Annotated in this window: 20 protein-coding genes; 3 read left to right on the top strand and 17 right to left on the bottom strand. The window is 40.8% G+C overall.

From position 1 onward, the window contains the following. Nucleotides 1-6: 6 nt before the first annotated feature. The 7 genes from deoB to HNR31_RS00405 all read right to left on the bottom strand — a co-directional run bounded on the left by deoB (nucleotide 7) and on the right by HNR31_RS00405 (nucleotide 5,694). A complete protein-coding gene (gene deoB, locus HNR31_RS00375) occupies nucleotides 7-1,188 on the bottom strand; it encodes a phosphopentomutase (RefSeq protein WP_181554281.1) in 1,182 nt (393 codons plus the stop codon). 211 nt (nucleotides 1,189-1,399) lie between these two features. Beyond that, nucleotides 1,400-2,296 carry a site-specific tyrosine recombinase XerD gene (gene xerD, locus HNR31_RS00380; protein WP_181554282.1) on the bottom strand — a complete coding sequence of 299 codons (897 nt, stop codon included), beginning with the start codon at nucleotides 2,294-2,296 and terminating at the stop codon, nucleotides 1,400-1,402. Between the two features lie 6 nt (nucleotides 2,297-2,302). Further along, the gene (locus tag HNR31_RS00385) at nucleotides 2,303-2,515 is read right to left on the bottom strand and encodes a YqzK family protein (protein ID WP_181554842.1); all 213 of its coding nucleotides are present in this window, start codon (nucleotides 2,513-2,515) and stop codon (nucleotides 2,303-2,305) included. A 105-nt stretch (nucleotides 2,516-2,620) separates the two neighbouring features. Beyond that, nucleotides 2,621-3,079: a ferric iron uptake transcriptional regulator gene (fur, locus tag HNR31_RS00390; protein WP_181554283.1), complete on the bottom strand. Its 459-nt coding sequence runs from the start codon at nucleotides 3,077-3,079 to the stop codon at nucleotides 2,621-2,623. A 114-nt stretch (nucleotides 3,080-3,193) separates the two neighbouring features. Continuing rightward, nucleotides 3,194-3,841, bottom strand: a complete 648-nt coding sequence (spoIIM, locus tag HNR31_RS00395; RefSeq protein WP_181554284.1) for a stage II sporulation protein M — start codon at nucleotides 3,839-3,841, stop codon at nucleotides 3,194-3,196. A gap of 136 nt (nucleotides 3,842-3,977) precedes the next feature. Further along, complete coding sequence (locus tag HNR31_RS00400; RefSeq protein ID WP_181554285.1) at nucleotides 3,978-5,141, bottom strand: endonuclease Q family protein; 1,164 nt, start codon at nucleotides 5,139-5,141, stop codon at nucleotides 3,978-3,980. Further along, complete coding sequence (locus HNR31_RS00405; RefSeq protein WP_181554286.1) at nucleotides 5,134-5,694, bottom strand: NUDIX domain-containing protein; 561 nt, start codon at nucleotides 5,692-5,694, stop codon at nucleotides 5,134-5,136. Before HNR31_RS00405 ends, HNR31_RS00400 begins: the two co-directional genes overlap by 8 nt. Nucleotides 5,695-6,004: 310 nt before the next feature. Here HNR31_RS00405 and HNR31_RS00410 point away from each other — a divergent pair, with 310 nt between their 5' ends. Further along, nucleotides 6,005-6,925, top strand: a complete 921-nt coding sequence (locus HNR31_RS00410) for an aldo/keto reductase (protein ID WP_181554287.1) — start codon at nucleotides 6,005-6,007, stop codon at nucleotides 6,923-6,925. Between the two features lie 39 nt (nucleotides 6,926-6,964). On the opposite strand, the gene HNR31_RS00415 is transcribed toward HNR31_RS00410, so the two are convergent. The 8 genes from HNR31_RS00415 to HNR31_RS00450 form a co-directional block, all read right to left on the bottom strand. Then, nucleotides 6,965-7,180 carry a YqkE family protein gene (locus HNR31_RS00415; RefSeq protein WP_228485722.1) on the bottom strand — a complete coding sequence of 72 codons (216 nt, stop codon included), beginning with the start codon at nucleotides 7,178-7,180 and terminating at the stop codon, nucleotides 6,965-6,967. A gap of 524 nt (nucleotides 7,181-7,704) precedes the next feature. After that, a complete protein-coding gene (locus HNR31_RS00420) occupies nucleotides 7,705-8,097 on the bottom strand; it encodes a cytidine deaminase (RefSeq protein WP_181554288.1) in 393 nt (130 codons plus the stop codon). A 76-nt stretch (nucleotides 8,098-8,173) separates the two neighbouring features. Beyond that, complete coding sequence (gene deoC, locus HNR31_RS00425) at nucleotides 8,174-8,824, bottom strand: deoxyribose-phosphate aldolase (protein ID WP_181554844.1); 651 nt, start codon at nucleotides 8,822-8,824, stop codon at nucleotides 8,174-8,176. A 42-nt stretch (nucleotides 8,825-8,866) separates the two neighbouring features. Further along, nucleotides 8,867-10,171 (bottom strand): pyrimidine-nucleoside phosphorylase, encoded by a 1,305-nt coding sequence (locus HNR31_RS00430; RefSeq protein ID WP_181554289.1) that lies wholly within the window; start codon nucleotides 10,169-10,171, stop codon nucleotides 8,867-8,869. 89 nt (nucleotides 10,172-10,260) lie between these two features. Next, nucleotides 10,261-11,442, bottom strand: coding sequence for a NupC/NupG family nucleoside CNT transporter (locus tag HNR31_RS00435; RefSeq protein ID WP_181554290.1), 1,182 nt, complete (start codon nucleotides 11,440-11,442; stop codon nucleotides 10,261-10,263). A gap of 406 nt (nucleotides 11,443-11,848) precedes the next feature. After that, nucleotides 11,849-12,802, bottom strand: a complete 954-nt coding sequence (locus tag HNR31_RS00440; RefSeq protein WP_181554291.1) for a sugar-binding transcriptional regulator — start codon at nucleotides 12,800-12,802, stop codon at nucleotides 11,849-11,851. Nucleotides 12,803-13,384: 582 nt separating this feature from the next. Continuing rightward, nucleotides 13,385-13,624 carry a DUF2552 family protein gene (locus tag HNR31_RS00445; protein ID WP_181554292.1) on the bottom strand — a complete coding sequence of 80 codons (240 nt, stop codon included), beginning with the start codon at nucleotides 13,622-13,624 and terminating at the stop codon, nucleotides 13,385-13,387. Further along, complete coding sequence (locus tag HNR31_RS00450) at nucleotides 13,617-13,952, bottom strand: iron-sulfur cluster biosynthesis family protein (RefSeq protein ID WP_181554293.1); 336 nt, start codon at nucleotides 13,950-13,952, stop codon at nucleotides 13,617-13,619. The genes HNR31_RS00445 and HNR31_RS00450 overlap by 8 nt, the downstream gene beginning before the upstream one ends. A 110-nt stretch (nucleotides 13,953-14,062) precedes the next feature. On the opposite strand from HNR31_RS00450, the gene HNR31_RS00455 reads away from it, so the two are divergent. Then, complete coding sequence (locus HNR31_RS00455) at nucleotides 14,063-14,272, top strand: CDGSH iron-sulfur domain-containing protein (RefSeq protein WP_181554294.1); 210 nt, start codon at nucleotides 14,063-14,065, stop codon at nucleotides 14,270-14,272. Between the two features lie 3 nt (nucleotides 14,273-14,275). Further along, on the top strand, nucleotides 14,276-14,479 hold the full coding sequence (locus HNR31_RS00460) for a YqzH family protein (protein ID WP_228485529.1): 204 nt from the start codon (nucleotides 14,276-14,278) through the stop codon (nucleotides 14,477-14,479). Between the two features lie 25 nt (nucleotides 14,480-14,504). Here HNR31_RS00460 and HNR31_RS00465 read toward each other — a convergent pair whose 3' ends face one another. Then, entirely contained in the window at nucleotides 14,505-15,299 is a 795-nt protein-coding gene (locus tag HNR31_RS00465; RefSeq protein ID WP_309505598.1) for an SDR family NAD(P)-dependent oxidoreductase, read from the bottom strand. After that, nucleotides 15,290-16,258 carry an MBL fold metallo-hydrolase gene (locus tag HNR31_RS00470; protein WP_181554297.1) on the bottom strand — a complete coding sequence of 323 codons (969 nt, stop codon included), beginning with the start codon at nucleotides 16,256-16,258 and terminating at the stop codon, nucleotides 15,290-15,292. Before HNR31_RS00470 ends, HNR31_RS00465 begins: the two co-directional genes overlap by 10 nt. Between the last annotated feature and the right edge of the window lie 97 nt (nucleotides 16,259-16,355).

The raw sequence follows: 16,355 nt of genomic DNA on the forward strand, positions 1-16,355 counted from the left end.
TCCTCCCTATTTCAAATCCGCTAAAAAACTTGTGCCATGTGGCGGCATCGTCACGCGGAAATTATCGGCAATCGTCGCACCGATATCAGCGAACGTTTTTCTAATCGGTAACTCATTTCCCCCGTTCATGCTTGGACTATACACAAGAAGCGGCACATATTCGCGCGTATGGTCCGTTCCATGATGCACTGGGTCATTCCCATGGTCAGCAGTAATGATCAGCAAATCATCGTCTTTTAACAATTCAAACACTTCAGGAAGGCGAGCATCAAATTCCTCTAACGCATCGCCGTATCCTTTTGGATCACGGCGGTGGCCGTAAAGTGCGTCAAAATCAACAAGATTTACAAAGCTAAGACCAGTAAAATCCATACGCAATGTATCGACAAGTTTATCCATGCCATCCATATTCGACTTTGTCCGCAACGATGTCGTTACGCCTTCATTATCGTAAATATCGGAAATTTTCCCGATCGCAATCACTTCATAGCCGGCATCTTTTAACTCGTTCATCACGGTGCGACCGAACGGTTTTAACGCATAGTCATGACGGTTTGCCGTACGTTGAAACTGACCAGGCTTTCCAATGAACGGGCGAGCAATAACGCGACCGACCATATATTTTTCGTCTAATGTCAGCTCGCGAGCGATTTTACAAATGCTGTATAACTCGTCAAGCGGAACAACATCCTCATGAGCGGCAATTTGTAATACGGAGTCCGCCGATGTATAGACAATAAGGGCCCCCGTTTCCATATGCTCTTTTCCAAGCTCCTCGATAATCGCTGTACCGCTCGCTGGTTTGTTCCCAATCACTTTTCTGCCTGTTCTTTTTTCGAGTTCATCGATAAGTTCTTTCGGAAAACCGTTCGGAAACACTTGGAATGGCGTATCGATTCTGAGCCCCATAATCTCCCAATGTCCGGTCATCGTATCTTTTCCAGCAGAAGCTTCCTGCATTTTCGTATAATAGGCAAGCGGTTGTTTCGCTTTTGGAATCCCCTTAATTTCGCGAATGTTGCTTAAACCAAGCTTCGCCATATTCGGCATGTTCAAGCCACCGCGATATTCAGCAATATGTCCGAGCGTATCTGCCCCTTTATCGTTATACTTTTCGGCATCTGGCGCTTCACCAATTCCGACCGAATCCATCACAATTAAAAACACACGTTTATATGTATGATTCACGTAAATTCCTCCTGCCATTTTAAAAGTCATGTCTCCTACTATCATTCCCGAACTTTCATGGAAACACGCAAATGATTCATTGGTCAGAAGTCTGACAACCTCATTATAAAACGGTTTCATAGTAAGAAGCAACAAAGAACTTACTTTGTCAAAAAAAAGCCCGCTCCTTTCTTGAACAGCGGACTTTTCCCTCAAAAACGATGAAACAGAATTACGCGCGTGGATGGTACATCTTATACACATCTTTTAAGCGCGTTTTTGTGACATGTGTATAAATTTGCGTCGTGGAAATATCGGCATGTCCCAATAGTTCCTGCACAGCGCGTAAATCGGCGCCGTTTTCTAGCAAATGGGTTGCGAACGAATGACGTAACGTATGCGGTGTTAGCTCTTTTTCAATGTTGGCTTCCTTCGCTAACTTTTTTAAAATTTTCCAAAAACCTTGCCGTGTTAAGCGTTCACCATGATGGTTTAAAAACAAGGCATCGGTCGCTCGCTTTTTCGGATCGATGAGTTTCGGGCGCGCCGTTTCGATATACGTCTTTAATGCGTCTAGCGCCATGCTACCGATCGGGACAATTCGCTCCTTATTTCCTTTTCCGTAACAGCGGACAAATCCCATCGTCAAATGTACATCAGCTACATTGAGATGAACGAGCTCGCTGACGCGCATGCCCGTTGCGTACAACAGCTCAAGCATCGCCTTATCGCGAATGCCAAACGGCGTATTCGTTTTCGGCGTCTCCAACAGCGCCTCGACTTCTTCCATTGATAGAACTTTGGGCAACGTCCGCTCCATTTGCGGTGATTCAATATGAACGGAAGGATCTTGTTCCGTCACTTTTTCACGAAGAAGAAATTGATGAAACGAGCGAATCGATGCAATATGCCTTGCGATCGTTTTCGCGGAACTTCCTTTTTCTTTTAAAAACTTTAAAAATTGCATAATGTGAAGGCGTGACACTTCGTTCCACGAGCAAACTTGTTCAACATGGATTAAGTAATGGGCATACTTTTTCAAATCGCGCTCATACGAAACAATCGTATTTTTCGCCAAATTTCGTTCCACTGTTAAATAATGAAGAAAATCTTTCATCTCATGTTCCAACGCTCTCTACTCCCCATCGCGATAAAAAAATAGTAACCTATCAAGCCATTCATTTTGCGGCTCTTCTACCGTAGATACTTTTATCGCTGATCCTTGTGGCTCATCGTAACGATGATAGTTCTCGTACTCTTTATTGATCCATATAATACTATAATAAAATAAAATCGTACAGCCCGTAAATAAAAGAAACACTTTAATCGCTTGCCATAATGTTTTCACCATCGGCTCTCCTCCGTCCGTTAACGATACGTACTTAGTATGAGGATATGCCATAATTTTTTCATTTTATACATAAAAAAACCTTTCCCGTTGGAAAAGGTTTTTTTATTTCTCTTGTTGATCCTTTTTTTCTTGACAACGGTAACAAATTCCATGAAATGTTAGCCGATGATCTTTAATTTTAAACTTCCAATCCCGCTCGACAATCGCTTCTACTTCCTCTAACAAATCTTCTTGAATTTCCGCTACCGATCCACATTCAATACAAACTAAATGATGATGGAAATGGGCTGCTCCTTCTTGTCGAAGGTCATATCGCGATACACCATCCCCAAAATTAATTTTATCGACGATTTTTAACTCCGTTAATAACTCAAGTGTCCGATAGACCGTCGCTAACCCGATTTCCGGAGACTTTTCTTTAACGAGGAGGTAGACATCTTCCGCACTTAAATGATCTTCCTCATGTTCTAAAAGGACTCGCACCGTCGCCTCGCGTTGCGGTGTCAATTTATAGCCAGCGGTATGCAATAGTTTTTTGATTCTTTCTACTCGATCTTCCATGTTTATTCCCTCCCCTCGTCATTCAACTACCATTATAACAAAAGACAGAGGGAAGTATCAAAGTAAAATCATTATTAGAAAATAAATAAAATGGTTACTAAATGATAATAATTATCAGTGATTAACCATTTGAATGACTTGTTTCATAAATACTGGAGATACATACGCTTCTAAGGACGCGGAGGCGAGTAAAGAAACGCTGATTATCACCATCACCAAAGCATAGCGCATAATCATTGGAAAAATTGGTTCATGCGTTCGCTTCATAAATTGGTTACGCACCATTTTTAACGAAAATGTAACGGAAGCCACTCCCATGATAATAAAAGCAGGGATAATAATGAAGTTTTGGGGCATGACCGAAACAAACGATAATACAAATCCTTGCCATCCCATTTGATTAACAAGAAATCCGACCGTAAACCCGATAACAATCCCCTTTAAAAACAATAAGATTAAAATAATCGGTAGTCCAATAATCGAAATGCCTAACACCCACATTAGTCCTACGTATTTCAAGTTATGAAAATAACTTTGTTGAAACATATCATAGGCACTGGCGAGATTTCCTTTTGATACTTGTCCAAAAAATTGCATCAAGTAGTAGTATAGGTCTTGTTTTTGACTAAAATTTAAACTATTGACAACAACCGCTCCAAAAATGACACCCATTAAAAATAAAACAATGATAAATAAATAAATCGAAGCATGTTCACGCATATGCGACGCAAGCGCTGATTTCAATAATGGCTGTCTTCTCATCTTTTCCGTCCTCCTATCATGCTCTTAGTAGATTGTATGAAAGAATATTGCATCTATGACACATTTACGAGAAAAGAGAGAAAAAAGCCGTTTGAATGAGTGATGATAGTGGTGACATAAACAAAAAAATCGCTCCTTATTCAGAAGCGATTTTTCCATATTTTCCGCCGCCGCCCGCATGAATCAAGAGCTCGCCGCGCCGCGCAAGAACAATGAGTTTCGCAATCTTTTCTCCGACGACTTCTGTTAGCTCCTCCTCTGATGCCTTGTGCAATACATACATTTCCATGCCGAAGTGGGCGAGCAATTTTTTATACGTTTTCGTCCCAAGTCCCGGAATAAACTCAAGCGGTACTTGATAAATATAAGGAGGCCTGCGCGGGGCTCTATCGCTCGTTTTAAGCTCTTGCAGGCGGTCAAACACTCCCTTAATTTGTTTGTGATGTCCGCATGCCGGACAGCGCTCATCATTTGGCTGAACTGGATAAAAACAATTTTCACACGTGGTTCGATGATATTTTCCAAGTCGCGGGTTCAATCCGTAATTTGCGATGATCGCGCGTCCATTCTCGTATTGTAGTGCTTTTTTTAGCTCCATAAACGTCGGAGCATCCATGCGCATCACTTGATATTCCCGCGCCATTTTGCGAAGCGAATGAGCATCTGAATTAGATAAATACGGATAGCGATGCAATTCGGCAATTTGGTCAGCCATCGCGGTATCAGCACTTAATCCTAATTCAATCGCATCGATGAAGTCGGCGTCAAACACTTCGGTTAGGCTTTTCTTCACACCTTTTCCATATAGGCTTTTAAACGGCGTAAAGGCGTGGGCCGGCACAAATAACCCACCCAATTGCTTCACTATCGCTTGCAGCTCGCGTCCTGTCCCGTACATTCGTTGCGAACTGAGCGAAATATTTTTGACACGCTTATGCAGCCATGCGGAAAAAGCGCGCATCGCCTCTATGGTAGGCAAAAACGCAAGCGCGTGAATCGGTCCTTGACAATGCTCATCATATACTTCGATTTCGCTTCCCAATATGAGCGTCACATTGTCAGCGAAAACGCCTCCCTCCCGATGCTCTGTCCATCCTTGGGCCGCCATTACATGCTCCAACTCATCCAGAACTTCCGGCACATGACAGTCGATGACGCCGATGACATCCAATCCTTTTACTTCGGAAGCTTCCCGTAAAATATTTGCAAGTGTCAATGTTTTCGCTCCCGTAATTTTTACTGGTCTGCCTGAAGCGGTGCGACCAATATGAATATGTAAATCAACATAATAGTTATTCATGCTTTGCTCCTAACGCTCGTTGCAGTTGTAAATATTGCAGTGCATAGGCGGTTTTTGCGTCATAAATCTCCTGTCTCTCTAGCAATGCCAATGCCTCCTCTAACGTCACTTCTAATACATCAACAAATTCGTCTTCATCCAGCGATGCCGCGTTCTCGACTTTCGTTAACTGTTCCGCTACATACAAATGGATCAATTCATCAGCAAAACCTGGTGAGGTATAAAACGAAACAACATGACGCATTGGGCCGCATCGATATCCTGTTTCTTCCTCTAGTTCTCGATGTGCGGTCGCCAGCGGTTCTTCCCCTTTTTCTAATTTTCCCGCTGGAATTTCAACTAATACGCGCTCCATCGCTTTTCGATATTGGCGCACAAGCACGACTTTTCCTTCATTCGTTACAGGAATGACCGCCACCGCCCCCGGATGCTTCACAACTTCCCGCTTGCTCGTTTTTCCGTTCGGCAACTGCACATCCTCGACATACACTTCAATGACTTTGCCGCTAAAAATCTTTTCTTTCGCTAACGTTTTTTCGATTAAATGTTCCATTCATCTCTCTCCCATCTACATTAATTCCTCTTTATTGTACTACATTGTTTGAGACAATTTTACATTTCGTTGTAAAATTAAGAAAAGCAAAAGCGCCCTAATTCCGCCTAAAAACTGCCCATGTCTTGTGAGCAACCAGCGAAATGCCGCCATCCTGGCTCCCTCCATGGGCAAATGCTTCTTCCCCCGCAGATTTGAAGAAGGAAAGTTATTTGGCACAAGAGATCTAGGCGCTTGCTCTAGTAGTTATCCTTTAAAATTTATCCTTTCTTAGTTTTTAAAAAACACTTTTTTCAAGGAGGAAAAAATAATGAAGAAACGGCGCATCGGTTCGTCCGATTTATATGTCAGCGAAATCGGGCTCGGCTGCATGTCACTCGGAACAGAAGAAAACAAAGCGATTCGCATCATTCATGAGGCACTAGAACGCGGCATTAACTATCTAGACACCGCTGACCTTTACGACCGCGGCTTGAACGAGGAATTTGTCGGCAAGGCAATCAAAGGAAAGCGCGACCAAGTCATCGTTGCTACAAAGGTTGGAAATCGTTGGGAAGAAGGAAAAGATGGCTGGTTTTGGGACCCGTCGAAAGCGTACATTAAAAAGGAAGTCAAAGAAAGCTTACGCCGCCTGCAAACCGATTACATTGATTTATACCAGCTGCACGGCGGAACGATCGATGATCCGATTGATGAAACGATTGAAGCATTTGAGGAGTTAAAACAAGAAGGAGTCATTCGCTATTACGGTATTTCTTCCATTCGCCCCAATGTTATTCGCGAATATGTAAAACGTTCCAATATCGTCAGCGTCATGATGCAATATAGCCTTTTAGACCGCCGTCCGGAAGAGTTGTTTCCGCTTTTGCGCGAACATCAAATTAGCGTGATCGCCCGCGGTCCTGTCGCTAAAGGATTACTTACCGAACGACCGTTAGAAGCCGCAAGCAATCCAATCAAAGAAAACGGCTATCTTGACTATACATATGAGGAGTTAAAGACGCTTCTTCCAACATTAAAAGAACGAGCTGCCAAAAACCGCTCGTTTACAGCGACAGCACTGCAATTTTGCTTATACGACCCGGTTGTCGCTGCAGTGATTCCGGGCGCAAGCAGCGTAGAGCAATTAGCTGAAAATGTTGAGGCCGCTTCTTCTCCAAGCTTAACAGCCGAAGAATACGAATGGTTAAAACAACATACGAAATCTTCTATTTATGAACTGCATCGATAAAAATAGATCAAGCCGCTGTTTATTCAGCGGCTATCTCGATTATTTAAACTTCCGCCAATCTAAGTTGCTTTCATTGAATAGCTCTTCAAACGTTTTTTGTTCCTCGCGCCGCCGCTTCTCTTCGCGTTTACGCGCTTCTTCCTCTTCTTTTTTCCGCTGTTGTTCTGCTTCTAACTCTTTCTTTTTCGCCTTGAGCTGTGCAAACAAATCAGCGTTTAAGTGATCCATTAATGTCATTTTATCGTTATTTTGCATTTCGGGTTGTTGTTTACGTTTTTGCAACGATATTCCCTCCATGAATAAAAACATGATTTTTTCTTCATGATAATAGCAAAAATCCAAATATGTAAAGGAGATTAAGCATTATGGCGAAAAATCGCGGACAAAAAGGCAAACCGAATGCCGATACAGTCAATCCGGTCATCGCAAAAGAAGAATTGGAAAAAGCGGCCCATCCTACGAAAAGACAAAACTCTCCTCAATAAGGTGAAATGCCCCATAAAATGAAACTAGGAAAAACACCTCCAGAATCGAACGTATAGCTAAATCAATGTTTGGAGGTGTTTTTCTTATGGGAACATCGAAGCATTTCATGATTCGATTCACAAGAAAAGTAAAATCTCATTAACTCTATTGTAAAACAAACGGTACAAGGCGATTTTCATGATGATCATCCAATGCGAATTCAGCAAAAATGAAACTGCCCGTCTCCTGTAAAAATCAGGAAACAGGCAGCTTAGGTGTTTGATTGCAAAAAAGTAGGTCAGTCCAGTTTTTTCTTATATATCTTTGGATGAAAAGGCAAATGGAAGTAATTCCTTAACGGTTGTTTCTTGAATGTTCCCCTTCAGATTAGCTAAAATGATGGGCATATCAGGGTCACAAAATTCCGCGATCACCTGCCGGCAGGCTCCGCATGGAGATACCGGACCATCAGTATCAGCAACGATAGCCATCATGGCGAATTTTTTTTGTCCTTCTGATACGGCCTTAAAAATGGCAGTGCGTTCAGCGCAGTTGGTTAGTCCATAAGAAGCATTTTCTATGTTGCACCCTTTATAAATTTTTCCTTCTTTTGTTAAAATAGCTGCTCCTACCTGAAAGCGGGAATAAGGAACATAAGCTTTTTCTCTTCCGGAAAGTGCTTCATTGATTAATTGATTTTTATCCATTTCGTTCCGACCCTTCTGTTTGAAGTTGTCATTTCAATCATGATTCTGCTTCCATTTGCTCACTCAATGAATAATTTTAATAGCTGGATGTGCTTGTTTCCCCATTTATAATTTGAACACCTGCGCTTGCCCCGATACGGTTGGCCCCTGCTTTCTCCATTGCCAACAAATCATCTGCGGTTCTAATTCCGCCAGAAGCTTTAACGCCAAAGTTTGGTCCAACTGTCTTTCTCATTAATGCAACATCTTCGACAGTAGCCCCTCCTGTTGAAAAACCTGTCGAAGTTTTGACAAAATCTGCACCAGCTTTCACTGCTAACTGACAAGCACGAACTTTTTCTTCATCAGTAAGAAGGCATGCTTCAATAATGACTTTGACCAAAGCCTTTCCTTTAGCAGCTTCTACTACGGCACGAATATCCTTTTCGACTAATTCATCATTCCCGCTTTTTAGCGCTCCGATATTAATAACCATATCAACTTCGCTCGCGCCATTCTCAATCGCATTTTTTGTTTCAAAGGCTTTTACTTCCGGTGTCGTTGCCCCAAGAGGGAAACCAATGACCGTACACACTTTCACATCCGTATCTTTTAATATCTCATAAGCGGTTTTAACCCATGTTGGATTAACGCAAACAGAAGCAAAATGATAGGCCTTGGCTTCTTCGGCAAGCTTTACAATTTGTTCTTTTGTAGCTTCCGGTTTTAAAAGAGTGTGATCAATCATTCTCGCTTTTTCTCTTAACAATTTATGTCAACTCCTTGTCTTTTATTCGGTTATTTCGTCATATATAAGCGTAGCAGGTTTTACAAATTCTTTTGATATCGTATAAGCGTGATAAATCCGGTTCACGATTTCATCGACTGATTCAGTATTGCTGTGAATAGTTACAAGTGATTCGCCTTTTTCCACTTTATCACCGATTTTTTTCCGCAGCACGAGACCGACGCTTAAATCAATCGTTGATTCTTTTGTGGCTCTTCCTGCTCCTAAAAGCATAGCGGCTGTTCCAATACTTTCTGCAACAATTTTTGAAACATAACCGTCTTCTTTTGCCGGTACTTCGAACGTGAATTTTGCAGACGGCAATTTGGATGGATCATCAATAACAGATGAGTCGCCCCCTTGAGCTGCTACAAAAGTTTTAAATTTTTCGAGCGCTTTTCCGCTTCGAATGGATTCTTCTAGCATTTGTCTTGCTTCATCAATCGTTTTTGCTTTATTAGCCAATACAACCATTTGACTGCCCAATGTTAAACATAGATCGTACAGGTCTTCAGGTCCTTGCCCTTTTAATGTGTCGATCGCTTCTTTTACTTCTAGAGCGTTGCCGACCGCATATCCGAGAGGCTGGTCCATATTGGATATAACAGCCATTGTCTTTCTATTCACATTATTTCCGATTTCCACCATTGTTTTCGCCAATTTTCGTGCGGAATCTAGATCTTTCATAAATGCTCCGCTTCCTACCTTAACATCCAGCACAATCGCATCAGCGCCTGCAGCAATTTTTTTGCTCATGATCGAACTTGCGATAAGAGGAATGGAATTGACGGTAGCGGTAACATCCCGTAATCCGTATAGTTTTTTATCCGCAGGAGTCAAATTGCCTGTCTGTCCAATTACTGCAACTTTATTTTTATTGACTAAATCAAAAAATTCTTGCTCGCTAATTTCAATATGAAAACCAGGAATAGATTCAAGTTTATCTAATGTTCCTCCCGTATGGCCAAGACCGCGTCCGGACATTTTGGCAACGGGAACCCCCAATGATGCCACTAACGGTGCCAACACTAAAGTAGTGGTGTCCCCTACTCCTCCAGTGCTGTGTTTATCCACTTTTATTCCCTCTATGGCCGACAAGTCGACCTGATCTCCGGATTCGACCATTGCCATCGTTAAGTTCGCGATTTCATCAGGTGTCATTCCATTGAAAAATACGGCCATCGCGAAGGCGGACATTTGATAATCAGGGATGGTACCATCAGTGTAACCTTTTATCATAAAATCTATTTCTTCTTTTGTTAGTTCTTTCCCATCGCGTTTTTTTTCAATTAAATCGACCATTCGCATAAAGAGGTGCCTCCCATTAGATGAATGTGTAAATATAAAACTTCCATGCCGAACGAACTCGAATATGGCAGGATACAAACAAACCGGTTTTATAAAAATAATCCCATAATCGTTGCCGATAACATCGAAGCGAGTGTTGAACCATATAAAAGTTTCATACCGAATTTGGCTACGACATCTCCCTGTTTTGTATCAAGAGCTTTGACGGAGCCTGTGATAATCCCGATGGAGCTAAAATTAGCAAAACTCACAAGAAATACAGATACAATTCCAACAGTTTTCTCGGATAATGTTCCAGCGATATCTTTAAAATTCAACATCGCAACAAATTCATTGGTCACTAATTTTGTCGCCATAATGCTGCCTGCTTTGACTGCTTCGTCCCAAGGAATCCCCATTAAAAAGGCAATTGGTGCAAAGATGTATCCTAATATCGTCTGGAACGAAATATGGAAAATGATCGTGAATAAATAATCAATAAGGTTAATTAAAGCGATAAATCCTATTAACATCGCCGCTACAATCACAGCGACTTTCAATCCATCCATTACGCTTTCGCCGATCATTTGGAAAAAGCTCATTTTATGATCTTCTTCTACGATTAATAGATCTTCTTCATCCGTGACTTCGTAAGGATTCACAATATTAGCAACGATTAAAGCAGAAAGGATATTCAGCATGATGGCAATGACAACATATTTTGGCTCAAGCATCGTCATATACGAACCAACGATGGCAATGCTAACCGCACTCATGGCAGAAGTACATAAAGTATAAAGACGCTTTTTCGAGACTAGTCCGATTTGTTTTTTGGTTGTCAAAAAAACTTCCGACTGTCCTAATACGGCGGATGAAAGAGCAATATAGTTTTCCAATTTCCCCATTCCGTTCAATTTGCTTAATGCCATACCGACGTATTTAATAATAAGAGGCAATATTTTTAAGTAATTCAATATTCCAATAAGGATCGAGATAAAAATAATAGGCAATAAAACATTAAGGAAAAACGTGGACGATCCTTTATTTTCCAAACCACCAAAAACAAAGTTCACGCCGTCTATGCCTAACTCGATGAGTTTATTAAACATTTTTGAAATAAAACTAATGATTAAAATACCTGCTTTCGTATTCAGCAATATAAACGTAAGAATGATTTGAACGGCGAGCATAGATAAAATTGCCCGATAACGAATATTCTTTTTGTCATTACTTACAAGATAAGACAAAATAAATACAAGAAGCAAACCAGTGGCAAAAAACAAAAATCTCATGATGTCATTTCCCTCCAAACGAAACGGTGACAACGCTTTCAAACAGATCACTGGATCAGTAAACCTTTTGCATGTCGCTGCCAGCCTTTTTTGATTTATTCGCGATCGCGTTCACCATAACTATATCAGGTGTTTGAACAAATGTGAATATATTTTTGAAAAAAAGTAAAACGATTTCATTAATTTTTCTAATTCCGTCAAAAAATAAACTATTTTTCTTAATTAATTTATCAAAATTTCATTCAAATTTTGATAAGGCAGGCCAATCGAAAACGGACACTAAGAAAGAAATTGGAACTTCGACCGATCTGGTGATGTTCGAAACGGTATTTTCAGAACTAACGCTCAGCATACCCATTAAAAAATAAACCACCCGCACAAACTAAGTACGGGTGATTTTGTCCAATTATACAAGTTGATGTTTTTCATCTAGCAATGCTCTGGCTGTGTATTGATCCGTAATCAGAATATTGGCGTATTTTCCTTTTAATGCTCCTTTAATCGCTTTAATTTTGTTTTTTCCTCCAGCAACAAGAATGGAATGCTCTTTCTTTTGCAATTCACTTAAATCAATTCCAATTGTTCGATTATTTAAACTTTCACTCACAATTTTTCCATCTTTATCAAAAAATCGGGAACAAATATCTCCTATCGCTTCCCTCGACAGCATTTCCAATTCTTCATCACTAAAATATCCTAATTGAAACAGCAAAGAGTTAAAGTCCACACTTCCAACTGTAAAAAGGGCGATATTAGATCTTTTCCCTAATTCCAACAACTTTTGGATATGTCGATCTGCTTCGATCGCTTTTTTGACCGCCACATGATCGACAATGGCCGGTAAAGGTAGTTGATGTGGAATGGTATCAAACGCTTTCCCAAATAAATAAACAATTTCCGAAACATATGTATTGATCTTGGAGTGACTTACTCCTCCTTTTAATTGGACCACTTTGACATCTTTGACCGGTTTATGTTTTAATTCCAGCGCAACATTGTAAAGGGTTCTCCCCCACGTCACGCCGATGATGTCACCGTCGCTTACGATTTCATGTAAAAAATCGGCCGTTCGTTTTCCTATCGCTGTTTTAACGGCCGCGTCTTCATTTTGTGATGCAGCAGCGACAAAAGCCTTTTTTAGCTGATATTTTTCTTTCAATTGTTCTGCCAATTCCTCCATCGTTTCCGATGGATCTATAATTTCAATTTTGACAATCCCCATCTTTTTTGCCTGCTGAAGCAACCGGGACACTGTGGGACGAGAAATCCCCAACTTTTTAGCAATGTCCTGCTGATTGTAATCAAGCTGGTAATATAACTTGGCCGCCTCAATGATTTGTGATAATTTATTGTTTTCCATAGTTTCACCCTGTTATATTTGTTCAATCTCATTATGATATTTCAAAATTTCATTTAAATATGAAAAAATGTTCTCATTCATTATTATAGTCAGAAAACTAAAAAAAAGAAACCAAGTTTTTAAACATTTTAATTAAATTTATTATCCTAGAAAAGAAATTTTTTAGATCGAAGCTTTAATACAAATCATTCAAAACAGTTTGTCTTGAGCGCGGACAGCAAATGGATGAACAGGAAGCGACAATTATGCGAACGATGCCTAACGTGAAAGAAGAATAAAATAACCAATTTTGAATTCGCTTACAAAAATTTAACAACATAATGTTCCGAATATACCGCAGTTAATTATAACATAATTTTCAAACTCTTAGTATATAGTCAAGAGAAATGAGAGCATGATGCAAAGTCCAGCGGAAATTTTGCTTGAGCCGCCAAAGAAAGTATATGAGTGCGAGGAATATAGGAAGAACAGACCGTTCAAGTGTTTGAGCTGTACCTTAAAAAAGTAGATCAATCCAAGGAAGAGAGGAAATTTTTAATACCCTTATGTACAAAAACCGTAACCAAAATGGTTACGGTTTTATCATAGAATTTCCGTAATGTTTTTCATATTTTTTTCCATCCATTCAATCGCTTCATCAAGAGTAGCAAACTCTTTAGTTTCAAATGTCATCTCATCTTGCAAGAGCCATACATCTTTTGGCTCTTGGTATATGCCGGCAATCGACCAATGAAGCAAACTGTATGGATCGTTTCCGTACAAAAACGATACCCATGTTTTCTGTTTGGCAATATTGGCAACTTGTTTTAATTTATCACTCATTGCTTTCACTCATTTCTACTAACGACATGCGCGGATTGAGAATTTGGCTTGGGCTTTTTAACTGAAAGCATCCCGCTCCTTCAACGACATCGATCGTCATTTCATCGTCGAAAAATACGAGGCGCGATTTTTCAAGCAAAACCGGAACGTAATTCGTCTCAACGACAACATCGTCTGCATCGGCTTGCTTGACTAACCACAGCGCCGTCACCCCGCTGACAACGCATCCGCAACCATCTGTATCATACTTTAATTTTAACTGTTTATTCGTACTTGTTAAAATCGGTTTCAGTTTTTCGATTGCCTTATCTGTAAATGCAATGTTCACGTTGATGTCTACTCCCTTTTATTTCGTATTTTGTCATGGCTTATTGAATTTCACATACGCACCATTTATACTATCAAAAATGAATAAGTGAATAAAGGAGGACAATGTACATGGCGAAAGTACAAATTAAAGTCAATGACAACGGTTCATTTCACGTGACAGGTGACGTTGAATTAATCGACGCAGAAGGCAATAAATTTGAAACAAAAGAAACATTTTCTTTATGCCGATGTGGTTTGTCACAAAACATGCCGTTCTGTGACGGCTTGCATAAAGGAAATTTTCAATCGGTCGTTCGCGCAAACCCATTACAACAGTAGGAAGTGGACCATTTGGACGAAAAATGGCTCAAAAAACTGATTCGTAACTGTTTTCTTCATTATGGTCATGACATCGAGACCTTTCCACTTACGAACTCGGAATGGTACGAATTCTGTCAGACTATTATGTTAGAAAAACAAAAACAGCCCAATCTAGATTTATATGAGATCGTTCACGATGTCGTTTATGATTATCTTACAAAATAAATCTCCTTGCCGTGCGCAAGGAGATTTATTTTTTGAAGAAGGCGTTTTTGCCAAGCCTTTCAACCAGTGTTGGAAACAGTTGGTACATTTTGCTGCCGAGATTCATCCAGATAGGCATATTCACTTCACGAGTCGGTGTCATCATTACTTCAACGACGCGTCGAGCCACATGTTCAGGAGAAAGCATCCATCTTTCGACGTTTTTGACATAATCTCCTGACGCATCAGCAATCGTAAAAAAGTTGGTTTGAATCGGCCCGGGATTTACAGTGGTGACAAACACTCCATGTTGTGCAGCTTCCATGCGCAGACTGTTCGTAAATCCAAGCACCGCATGTTTAGTAGCGGAATACACGCTTGACTTTGGTGTCGCGATTTTTCCCGCTTGTGAAGCGATGTTGATAATATGTCCGCTTCCTCGTTTGATCATATGCGGGTACACCATTTTCGTACACGCAATTAAACCGAACACATTGACTTCAAACATGTCTTTCATCTCTTGCAAATCAATTTCTTCCACGTTTCTAAACACGCCAAACCCAGCATTGTTCACTAACACATCGATCGTTTTAATATCGTTAAAAATTTGCTGAAACACCGTTTCCACCGCCGCCATATCGCTCACATCCAAGCAATAATAACGGCAAGAAACATGATATGCTGTTTCAATCTGTTTGGCCATATTTGCCAACTTTTCTTTGTTTCTCGCCACCAAAATCGGAATCGCTTTTTGCCGGGCAACCTCATACGCAATTTGCTCCCCGATTCCGCTGGACGCTCCGGTAATGACAATATGCTTCCCTTCTAGCCTCAATGCGATCCCTCCACCGCCTCGTATACATATTGGTTTTGGATTTTCTGTTTTATGACCGCCCCAACGTCCTCCAAATAATCAAGCTGTCCAATTGTTTCTGACATCGTTAACATAAATTCTTGTTCATAGGCGGTTGGAAAAAGTCGTTGGCATACTTGAAATGGGGTGAGCGGCTCTTGTTTTAGCATGTCTAACACATGTTCAGCGCGCTCTCGTTGCTTCGCCAGCCGTTTCTCAATGAGTGAATTCACATCTTGTACATCTTCCCCGTGGCCAGTCATTACCCTTGTAATCTCGTAATTGCGCATTTTGAGTAACGAAGCATTGTACTGTAATAATGGCTTCGGCCGCTCCGCTTCCCCTTCGAAAGGCGGCTCTAACATCGGATTGGGCGAAATATGCAGCAGCAAATGATCGCCACCAAGCATCAATCCGTCCGTTTCTCGATAAAACACAATATGACTTTGCGCATGGCCGGGCGTTTCAATTACTTTCCAATGCGTCAGTCCCGGAAGCGAATCTCCTTCTTTCACCGTTCCTGACAGCGAACGACGGCACGAATAGCGAAGAGAACGGCGCCAATTCGGAATCTCTTCCAAAAACGCACGCTCCACGCCACATTCAAGAAAAAATTGCTCAAAAAACCGCTGATGCTCATCAAAAAAGACAGGATCTTGCCGAATCCAGCGATCCGCTTTTTCATGACCAATCACAGGTACTCCCTCAGGCAAATAATCGAGCAATCCGACATGGTCAGGATGATGGTGCGTTACAATGACTTGATCAATATCGGACGGCTCATATCCGAGCTCATGCAATTGTTTCTTGAATGATTGCCACGCCTCTTCCGTTTTCACACCGGCATCGACAAGCGTCAAACTGTCTCCTTTAATGAGATACATGTTCACATTCCCGACCGAAAATGGTGTCGGGACAACGAAACGATAAATATCTTCATTTTCCATTTGTCGATTCTCCTTTTAGCATTATATCGTAATAACATTTTTTTCGATATGTATTTTACAGTTTACACCGATTTCTTTCATTTGTCATTTTTTTCGA

Source organism: Thermaerobacillus caldiproteolyticus, assembly GCF_013761245.1.
Classification (GTDB): domain Bacteria; phylum Bacillota; class Bacilli; order Bacillales; family Anoxybacillaceae; genus Thermaerobacillus; species Thermaerobacillus caldiproteolyticus.